This is a genomic window from Kitasatospora sp. NPDC058492 (assembly GCF_042720685.1).
In the GTDB taxonomy this organism is placed as follows: domain Bacteria; phylum Actinomycetota; class Actinomycetes; order Streptomycetales; family Streptomycetaceae; genus Kitasatospora.
Genome location: NZ_JBHXMU010000128.1, coordinates 1 through 5,158 on the forward strand (window position 1 = coordinate 1; position 5,158 = coordinate 5,158).

At 71.4% G+C, this 5,158-nt stretch carries 3 protein-coding genes and 1 pseudogene; all 4 read right to left on the reverse strand.

Annotated elements, in window-relative coordinates:
• Positions 1-50 precede the first annotated feature (50 nt).
• Positions 51-734: a DUF742 domain-containing protein gene (locus ACFWPI_RS39180; protein ID WP_079135609.1), complete on the reverse strand. Its 684-nt coding sequence runs from the start codon at positions 732-734 to the stop codon at positions 51-53.
• Positions 735-895: 161 nt separating this feature from the next.
• Positions 896-1,309: a roadblock/LC7 domain-containing protein gene (locus ACFWPI_RS39185; protein ID WP_030057391.1), complete on the reverse strand. Its 414-nt coding sequence runs from the start codon at positions 1,307-1,309 to the stop codon at positions 896-898.
• Between the two features lie 10 nt (positions 1,310-1,319).
• The gene (locus ACFWPI_RS39190) at positions 1,320-4,673 is read right to left on the reverse strand and encodes a nitrate- and nitrite sensing domain-containing protein (RefSeq protein ID WP_380380244.1); all 3,354 of its coding nucleotides are present in this window, start codon (positions 4,671-4,673) and stop codon (positions 1,320-1,322) included.
• Positions 4,674-5,066: 393 nt separating this feature from the next.
• A pseudogene (locus ACFWPI_RS39195) lies at positions 5,067-5,158 on the reverse strand (ATP-binding protein); the annotation flags it as partial.

Genomic DNA, 5,158 nt, shown 5'->3' on the forward strand with positions numbered 1-5,158 from the left:
CCGCGACGACGATCTTCGCGGAGGTGGTGGCGCGGGTGGGGGCGGCCGCGTTAGAGCTTGCGAAGTCCACTGAGGACCCTTTCGAGCAGCGTGACGTCGGGCTGGTTTCCGGATTCGCCGCCGGAAGCGGGCTGGTGGATGGCGACGAGGCCGGCCTCGGCCAGGTCGGCCACGAGGATGCGGGCCACTCCCAGGGGAAGGGAGAGCAGCGCCGACACCTCCGCGACGGATTTGACCTCCCTGCACAGGGTGCAGATCCGCTGGTGCTCGGGGAGCAGGGTGGCCAGGCGCTGCGGGTCGACGTCGGCGGAGACGAGGGCCTCCAGCGCGAGTTCGTAGCGCGGCCGGGTGCGTCCACCGGTCATCGCGAACGGCCGGATCAGCGGGCCGGAGTCGGGCTCGTCCTCGAACTCCTCGACGTGCCCGGGCTCGTGGGCCGGCCGGTGGTCGGGGGCGGGCGCCGGGTAGCCGGGCGGCGGCGTGTCGAAGGCGGGCTGCGGCTGTCGGTACTGGCCGGGCGGGCCCTGCCGGTCGTACTGCTCCTGCTGCGGCTGCCCGTACGGGTGCTGGGGCTGCCCGTACTGGTGCTGGCCGTACTGCTGTCCGTGCTGCTGGCCGTGCTGAGGCTGGCCGTACTGCTGACCGTGGCCGACGCCGGGTGCTCCGAAGGCGTCATGGCCTGTGCCAGGGTACGGAACGCCGTACTGGCCGCTGCGGTCGTCGGGCGGTGTCACGGTTCCTCTCCTCACAGGGTGCGGCGGTGCGGTGCGAGCTTCGGCGCAGGTCCGGAGCCGGTGGTGCGAAGGCCGTACAACGTCCGAACCCGAGCCCGCCGAAGCGGGCCCGGGAAGGACGCGGAGGTACTTCGAATACCTGGACGGTATCCGACGGACCGTCAGTGCAGGAGACTGCCCTGGAGTTCTGCGCGGAGTGCGGGGGTGAGGACGGCGCCGGCGCGGTCGACGAGGAGGGCCATCTCGTAGCCGACGAGGCCGATGTCGGAGTCGGGGGAGGCGAGTACGGCGAGGGCGGAGCCGTCGCTGACGGCCATGAGGAAGAGGAAGCCTCGTTCCATCTCGACGACGGTCTGGTTGACCTCGCCTCCTTCGAAGATCCGGCTGGCGCCGGAGGTGAGGGAGGTGAGGCCGGAGGCGACGGCTGCGAGCTGGTCGGCGCGGTCGCGGGGGAAGCCCTCGGACATGCACAGCAGGAGGCCGTCGGCGGAGACCACCACGGTGTGGGACACCCCGGGGGTGTTGTCCACGAAATTGGTGATCAGCCAGTTCAGGTTCTGTGCGGCCTGGCTCATCTGAGTCAACTCAACGCTCCTGGTGGTTCGAGCCGCCGAAGAGATCGGTGCTTCGGTTCTGTCCGTTGCCGGACGGGTCTACCTGATCGGGGTCGATCCGGAAGCTTCCGGTGTTACCGGCACTGCGGCCCTGCTCCACGCCGCGGCGCAGGTTGGTGAGCCGACCGCGGACCTCCTCGGGGCTGCGGGAGACCTGCGGCCCTTCCTGCGGAGTGGGCTTGGCGTTTCCGGCCACCAGGTTCTGCTTGGGCACGCGCCGCGGCAGGCCTGCCCCGGTGGTGCCGCCGGAGGCGGGCTCGCGGGTCTGCTCGGCCTGCTGCCAGGCGCCGTCGTTGGGCGACTGCCAGGGCGAGTTGGTCGGGCCGGTCGGGCCGTAGCCGCCCAGCGCCGACACGTCGTGGCCGCGCGGCTCGTCGACCGCCGAGGTGTCCTTGGCGCCGGCGAACCAGTTCGGGGTCTCGCCGCCGGAGCCGCCGCCCGCCGGAGCGGTCGGGGCGCCGAAGCCGCCACCCGCCAGCTGCTGGCCGGGGCGGCGCTGCGGCAGCCCGGACGGCAGGGTGGGGGTGGGCTCGGCGGCGGGCAGTGCGGGCGGCTCCGGGGCGTACGGGTGGCCGGCCGGGGCCTCCTCGGCCTGCTGGCCGTACTGGTCGGCGTAGCCGTCCTGGTAGCCCTGGTAGCCGTCGCCCTGGTAGTCCTGGCGGCCGTACTGGTCGTCGGCGTAGCCGGACTGGTCGTAGCCCTGCTGCGGGTACTGGCCGTACTGGTCCTGGCCGTACTCGTCCTGCTGGTAGCCGTCCTGGGCGTAGCCGTACTGGTCGTCGGCGTAGCCGGACTGCTGCTCGTAGCCCTGGGGGGCGTACTGGTCGTAGCCCTGCTGGTACTCCTCCTCGACCTCGGCGTCCAGCACCGGCGGCTCGCCGTCGTGCGGGCCGCTCTCCAGGGCCGCGCGGCGGACCTGGTCGAGGCGCTGCGAGCGCTGGACGGCCTCCAGGGCCGGGCTGAAGCCGCTGGATCCGGCGTTGCCGGTGCCGGTGAGGTGGTCGTCGAAGCCCAGCTCGGCGGCGCTGCGCGGCTGGCCGTTGGGCGCCCACTGGGAGGTCGGCTCCTGCTCGGCGAAGATCCGGGAGACGGTGAACTGCTCCTCGGGCTCCGGCGCGGCGCCCGACCGGGTGATGAACGGCGGGATCATGACCAGCGAGGTGGTGCCGGCGGACTCGCCGGACGGGCGGAGCTGGACGCGGACGTCGTGCCGCTGGGACAGCCGGCCGACCACGAACAGGCCCATGCGGCGGGAGATGGTGGCGTCGACGGTGGGCGGCTCGGCCAGCTTCTCGTTGATCTCGGCGAAGTCGTCGGCGGTGAGGCCGATGCCCTTGTCGTGGATCTCGACCAGCACCCGGCCGTCCGGCAGGCGGGTCGCGTTGACCAGGACCCGGGTCTGCGGGCTGGAGAACGAGGTGGCGTTCTCCAGCAGCTCGGCGAGCAGGTGGACGAGGTCGGTCACGGCGGCGCCGACGACCTCGACCTCCGGGATGCCGGACAGCTCGACGCGCTCGTACTGCTCCACCTCGGAGGAGGCGGCGCGGAGCACGTCGACCAGCGGGACCGGGGTGTTCCAGCGGCGGCCGGCCTCCTCGCCCGCGAGGACGAGCAGGTTCTCACCGTTGCGGCGCATGCGGGTGGCGAGGTGGTCCAGCTTGAAGAGGTTCTCCAGCTGGTCCGGGTCGGCCTCGTTGTTCTCCAGGTCGGTGATCAGCGCCAGCTGGCGCTGGATCAGGCCCTGGCTGCGACGCGACAGGTTGGTGAAGATCGCGTTGACGTTCCCTCGCAGCAGGGCCTGCTCGGCGGCGAGCGCCACGGCCTGCTGGTGGACCTGGTCGAACGCCCGGGCGACCTCGCCGATCTCGTCCTTGCCGTGCAGCGGGATCGGGGTGACGGAGGTGTCGACCCGGTCGGGGTCGGTCTTGGAGAGCTTCTCGACCAGGTCCGGCAGGCGGTGGTCGGCGATCTCCAGGGCGGCGCTGCGCAGGGTGCGCATGCCGAGGATCATCGAGCGGGCGACGTAGCCGGTGAGCAGGCCGGCCAGGATGAGCGCGGCGACGACGATGATCGTGTTGAGGATGGCGTCGTAGAGCGCGTTGTCCTTGAGGCCGCGGGAGTCCGTGAGGACGTCGTCCAGCAGCTGGACCTCGGTGTCGCGCAGGGCCTGGATGTGGGTGTTGGCGGCCTGGTTCCAGTTCTCCGGGGTGAGACCGGAGTCCTTGGCCTCCTTGTAGGCCTGGTCGGCGGCGGCCTTGCCCTTGCTCTGGCCCTCGGCGGCGGCCTGGCTGTAGGCGGCGCCGAGGGAGAGCAGGGTCTGCATGGAGGGCGCGGTGCCGTTCGGCATCTTGTAGGCCGAGCGCTCCTGCGCGGCGGCCTGGACGACCTGCGCGTTGGCGTACTTGCGGGCGTCCTCGGGGGCGCTGCCGGTGTTGAACTCGGTCAGCGAGACCTGCTCCAGCCGCTCCGCGACCAGGATCTGCTGGATCACGTCGGCGTTCTCGAACCGGGTGGTGGCGTTCTGGGAGATGCCGACCAGCAGGTGCAGCATGAGCGCGCGCTGGGTCGAGGCGGAGGCCTTGGCGAGGGACATCGCGTAGATCGCGCGGCCCTTGCTGGCGGCGTTGGTGGAGCCGATGCCGACCGAGTTGTCGTAGGACAGCAGCGGGGCGAACATCACCGAGTAGGCGTTGACGGTGGCGCCGGCGAACAGCTCGGATCCGTACGCGCTGGACCGCAGGTGCGGCAGGTCGACCACCAGGGCCTGGAAGCCCTCGTGGCGGCGCGGCAGTTCGCCGGACTTGTCGGAGGCCGCGTAGGCCGCCTCGTACGCCTTCAGCGCGGCGTCCGTGTTGGCGCGGATCTTGGCGACCTTGCCGTCCGGGTCCTGCTTGGTGAGCAGGGGTATCAGCGTGGTGTCGCGCTCGATCTCCAGCGCTTCGGCGAGCTCGGTGGCCGCCTTGGCGAGCTCGGCGGTCTTCTCGGCGCGGGAGGCCTTGATGTAGCCGTCGACCGAGGTGTTCACGCGGAGGCCGCCGAAGACGAGGCTGATGATCACGGGGATCAGCAGGATCGCGATCAGACGGGTCGGCACGCGCCAGTTGCGCGGGCGGAGGAAGTCGTACCGCCTGGAGGCGTCGCCGTCCGGACCGCCGCTGCGGGGTTCCGTGGACGCGGCCGGGGGCTGCGGGGCCGGGGAGGCCTGGGAGCGCTCCTCGGTGGGGGTGAAAGCGGAGAATCCGGCCGGGTCCGCTGCGGTACCGTTCGGCTCGCTCCGGCGGGGCTCGGAGCGCCGCTGCGGGGCGGGTTGCTGCTTACGCCTCACTCGACAACTACCTCTCGGCCGACTGTCGGCCATGGATCAATCCAGCGCTACCCCCGGGCCCTGGCCCGTCACCGGTGGGCCGGCGCGAGGGTTTCAGGGGTAGCTGGAATTTCAGCACGTGCAGGGATGGGGGACAAACAGCCGCAGGATGGCCCCCGCGTCGGCGCAATAGGGACATTCACCGACATGACGGAGCAAAACCGTGGTCTTCTGGCGCTGAGTGGCGCTAGTTCACCACGCAGAGTCACTGTTGATCACAAAATGCCTACCGAACTGTTATCCGCTGCTTATACAGCGGGTCTTGCGCGATGCCCCTGGAGGACATCGGCCGGTAGCGGCTCCGCCCCGGGGGCCGTCACGCCGACGGCCCCCGGGGTCCGGATGTCCGGCCCGTCATCGGAGTCGGGCGAGGAGGGCGTGTTCGACGAGGGTGATGAGGGCGCTTTTGGCGCTGTCGCGGCGGCGGGCGTCGAGGGTGACGACGG